The organism is Sulfuricurvum sp., assembly GCF_049305995.1.
GTDB lineage: Bacteria > Campylobacterota > Campylobacteria > Campylobacterales > Sulfurimonadaceae > Sulfuricurvum.
On sequence record NZ_JBAQPS010000236.1, the window covers coordinates 1 to 3618 of the forward strand.

Genomic DNA, 3618 nt, shown 5'->3' on the forward strand with positions numbered 1-3618 from the left:
GGCGTACCCTTTGACCGTAGCGACAAGATTCGGAATCAGATCAGCACGACGTTGATACTGGTTTTGCACCTGTGCCCATGAGGCTTTTGCCGACTCATCCAATGTTGGGACGCTGTTCATATGCCCCGCGAACATCATCACGATTGCTCCGATGATAACTGCCGCTAAAATTCCGCCGATTGCTTTCATACACACCCTTTTATTATTGATAATGATAAATTGTAACTTTTTTTTGTTTAAAAAAGCTAAATGGAGTTGATCATTTCCAATCCACCAATCAACCCCCGCCCTTTCTCCGATAAAAATGGGGCAATATGGATTTTAAACATCGTCTCTTTGGTCTCCCGTATCGACTCACGACTCACTTCGCCATCCATCGAGGCAAACACCTGCCAATACGCCGTAACGAACCAATAGAGCTTGGCGCGCAGGGGAATATCCTCTTTAGCGATATTTTCTAAAATCTCTTCGCTGATGAGGAATCGAATTAGCCCAGTTATCTGAATGATCCGCTTCTCTTGATTGGTAACAAAAGCCCTTTTTAGCTCACTATCGAGTGCCATCAGTACCGGAGCATCCCGCATAAAAAATCGGTATTCCCAAAACAGATCGCCAAAATGCTCTTGCGATTCATCTAAAACCTGCAAAGGATTATCCGAACTGATCATCTTTTCAAAACTTTTTGATAATTCCATCCGCTGTGATATATCCGAATAAATTTCTCGGATAATCTCCTCTTTATTACGGTAATGATAATAGAGATTTCCCACAGATATTCCCGCTGCTTTAGCGATATGGTTGGTCGTGATAGAGAGTGAATCATGGGTATTGAACAGCTCTATCGCCGCGCTTTTAATCCGCTCTTTAGTCGTTATCTTTTTTGGTTTTGTCATGGGAAAATTCTACCATATTTAGAGTACATATACGAATAATATTTTACAAATTAGAGTATTTACACTAATTTTAAGATTTAATTTAGAAGATTGAGACTACTATGCACCTATCTGATTGGGTGAGGAGCTGATATGGTACAGGGGAAACCGGGTGATGGATTGCCGCGAGGAGAATTTTTACTCATACGGCTGTTGTTGATTCCGCTGGTACGGACATTTTTTACATGGCAAATCGCTTTTTGGCTTTTCAAACGCGAAGCACGTATCATCATCTCTCTTTTGGAGGAGTTGCGTGAAGAGGAGCGGTTGCAACAAGTCATTATCGACAAAACCTTCGCCATCGAAGATCACTCACGCCAGTTTTCCCTCAACATGGTTATAGAGCACCTCTGCATCACGGGACGCAAAGTGATGGAGGTTATCACCGCCCTCTCACAAGAGAGGGAATACAGCGAAATCGTCACGATAGCTGGGGTAAAACCGTTCGCCAACCGTTCCGGTACACTCGATGACTTCAAAGCCTTTATCGATGAATACAAAACCTTTTTTACCGCATTACCAAAACACCACTCCAAAATGACCAAACCCCATCCGTGGTTCTACTCGTTCAACAACTTCGACTGGAACTCGTTTATGTACATGCACACCTTTATCCACCGCCGCCAAATCCAAGCAATCATATCAGCGTTAAAGGAGCAACGATGAGCAACTCACTCGGAACAATATGCCGTGTTATAGGGTTATTTTTACTTTTACTCAGCGGATGGTTTTTAGCGGTAATGGCACTCTATTGTTTAGTTATTATGATAATCGGAGCCACATTTGAGTGGAGTCATGTCGGAATACTATTTGGTATGGTTGTAATCGGAAGAATGTTTTATCCGCGTAATGTTTTTAAGTGGTAGAGATTATGCAACATTAACCTTGTCGCAATGTTGAATGACATTAATATCATCCCCTTTTTTTTGCATCGTTTTATACAGATCGTATTCGTTTTGCAAATTCAGCCATAGCTGTGCTGATGTACCGAAATATTTGGATAATTTGAGAGCCATTTCGGTCGTAATTCCTCGTTTTTCATTAACCAGTTCGTTGATTGCACGAAACGAGGTATGGAGTGATTTTGCTAACGCACTTTGTGAAATATCCAAAGGGGTCAAAAACTCTTCACGGAGAATTTCACCCGGATGGATTGGTTGTCGTTCCAATGTAAACATGGTTGCTCCTTAATGATAATCTATGATTTGAACATCAAACGCATCGTGTGCTTCATAGGCGAAGACGATACGATATTGATCGTTGATGCGGATGCTGTATTTCCCCGCATAATTGCCTTTTAACGATTCCAATCGATTCCCCGGAGGTATTTTGAGATCGTTAACATCTATTGCACTGTTGAGATACGAGAGTTTCCGCAACGCTGATTTATGCACATCAGAGGGAATCTTTTTGCTCTTCCCCGTAATATAAAACTGTTCGGTCTCTTTATCGGCAAACGATTTAATCATAGCACATTATAACATATAGTGTAATAGATTAATCCAAAGTTTTTATTTTGATAAATCACCTATTCATAGATAATCTTCATATTCTTCTTCGGCTTCAGCCCATCCATCAGAATATTCATCTGCTTCCAAATCATCAAGCTTTCTCTAATCCATTCAACTTTTTCCTCATATGCATGTTCTTCTTGTTGTTCCATCCATAAACTTTTAACTAATCCCATTTTAATTTCCCCCGCATCTTCTTGATATTCCCATGCTTTGTCTTGCTATCCATCCGCCGTTTCTGCGAATTCTTCGTCGGTTTGGTCGGTTTACGCTTTTTCTGAACAACAGTGACGCTTTTGATAAGTTCTCTCAACCGTTCCCATGCCGCTTCTTTGTTCTCTTCCTGACTTCTCGATTCTTGGGATTTGATGTTGATGATCCCGTCTTTGGTGATACGGTGATCGGTGATCTCTAGTAACCGCTCTTTGTAAAAATCGGGAAGTGATGAGGCGTTGATGTCGAAACGGAGGTGAATTGCGGTGGAGACTTTATTGACGTTTTGCCCCCCTGCGCCCTGAGAGCGGATAGCGGTTATCTCGATTTCGGAGTCGGGGATACTAACGGTGTGGGAGATTTGCAGCATTAACTTGTTTGTTGTTAGACAAAAATAGCCTCTTTCTCAATATTCTGTTTGAGATAGGGATTCATTTTTTCACGATAGCGGATGACATCAACATTGAGATGAAAAAGTTCTTGAAGTGTGTTTTTAGCATGAACGATAGCGAACATATCAGGAGTTTTAGTTTCCACCACTACATCGATATCGCTGTTTGATGTAGCTTCATTACGGACAGTTGAGCCAAAAAGACCTATACGAACGATACCGAAATGATCGGCGAAATCATTCTTGAACTGCTTTAGAATATCAAGAGCTTGATCTTTTTGCATTCGTGTCCTTTTGATTTTAATAGAGTGATTGTAGCATATTCTACTCTATCTGTTATCTCCCCCGTCCGCCCGATTTTTTAGGTGAAGGTTTTTTTGTATTACCAAAAGCACTATTTCTAGTTGATGCATTGCCCTGAGCTGATGGTTCTTCGCGCGCTAAACGCGGTCCGCGCTTGCCGACGAATTTCGGCTGAACGGGAGCTTTTTTACGCTTATTACCGAATGCTCCGGCTGTTTTTTCTTTTTTCTCTCCCTCTTTAGAAAGACTTTTGCCCCGTGTTTTTACC

9 protein-coding genes and 1 pseudogene are annotated in these 3618 nt (G+C 41.5%); 2 read left to right on the forward strand and 8 right to left on the reverse strand.

The genetic code is table 11. The features are described 5' to 3' along the window. On the reverse strand, nucleotides 1-138 hold a 138-nt coding region (locus tag WA010_RS08225; RefSeq protein ID WP_422556654.1), incomplete at its 3' end, for a LemA family protein. A 107-nt stretch (nucleotides 139-245) separates the two neighbouring features. After that, nucleotides 246-893 (reverse strand): TetR/AcrR family transcriptional regulator, encoded by a 648-nt coding sequence (locus WA010_RS08230; protein WP_422556646.1) that lies wholly within the window; start codon nucleotides 891-893, stop codon nucleotides 246-248. A gap of 132 nt (nucleotides 894-1025) precedes the next feature. Here WA010_RS08230 and WA010_RS08235 point away from each other — a divergent pair, with 132 nt between their 5' ends. Together WA010_RS08235 and WA010_RS08240 are read left to right on the forward strand one after the other, a co-directional pair. After that, on the forward strand, nucleotides 1026-1598 hold the full coding sequence (locus WA010_RS08235) for a hypothetical protein (RefSeq protein WP_422556647.1): 573 nt from the start codon (nucleotides 1026-1028) through the stop codon (nucleotides 1596-1598). Then, entirely contained in the window at nucleotides 1595-1798 is a 204-nt protein-coding gene (locus tag WA010_RS08240; RefSeq protein WP_422556648.1) for a hypothetical protein, read from the forward strand. The genes WA010_RS08235 and WA010_RS08240 overlap by 4 nt, the downstream gene beginning before the upstream one ends. A gap of 3 nt (nucleotides 1799-1801) precedes the next feature. Here WA010_RS08240 and WA010_RS08245 read toward each other — a convergent pair whose 3' ends face one another. From WA010_RS08245 to WA010_RS08270, 6 genes and pseudogenes are all read right to left on the reverse strand, one after another. Continuing rightward, the gene (locus WA010_RS08245) at nucleotides 1802-2110 is read right to left on the reverse strand and encodes a HigA family addiction module antitoxin (protein ID WP_422556649.1); all 309 of its coding nucleotides are present in this window, start codon (nucleotides 2108-2110) and stop codon (nucleotides 1802-1804) included. Between the two features lie 9 nt (nucleotides 2111-2119). Next, the gene (locus WA010_RS08250) at nucleotides 2120-2401 is read right to left on the reverse strand and encodes a type II toxin-antitoxin system RelE/ParE family toxin (protein WP_422556650.1); all 282 of its coding nucleotides are present in this window, start codon (nucleotides 2399-2401) and stop codon (nucleotides 2120-2122) included. A gap of 59 nt (nucleotides 2402-2460) precedes the next feature. Further along, nucleotides 2461-2619, reverse strand: coding sequence for a hypothetical protein (locus WA010_RS08255; RefSeq protein ID WP_422556651.1), 159 nt, complete (start codon nucleotides 2617-2619; stop codon nucleotides 2461-2463). Then, on the reverse strand, nucleotides 2610-3026 hold the full coding sequence (gene arfB / locus WA010_RS08260) for an alternative ribosome rescue aminoacyl-tRNA hydrolase ArfB (RefSeq protein WP_422556652.1): 417 nt from the start codon (nucleotides 3024-3026) through the stop codon (nucleotides 2610-2612). The genes WA010_RS08255 and arfB overlap by 10 nt, the downstream gene beginning before the upstream one ends. 14 nt (nucleotides 3027-3040) lie before the next feature. Beyond that, a complete protein-coding gene (locus tag WA010_RS08265; protein WP_422556653.1) occupies nucleotides 3041-3331 on the reverse strand; it encodes a nucleotidyltransferase family protein in 291 nt (96 codons plus the stop codon). A gap of 52 nt (nucleotides 3332-3383) precedes the next feature. Next, nucleotides 3384-3618 (reverse strand): annotated as a pseudogene (locus WA010_RS08270) (ATP-dependent helicase); the annotation flags it as partial.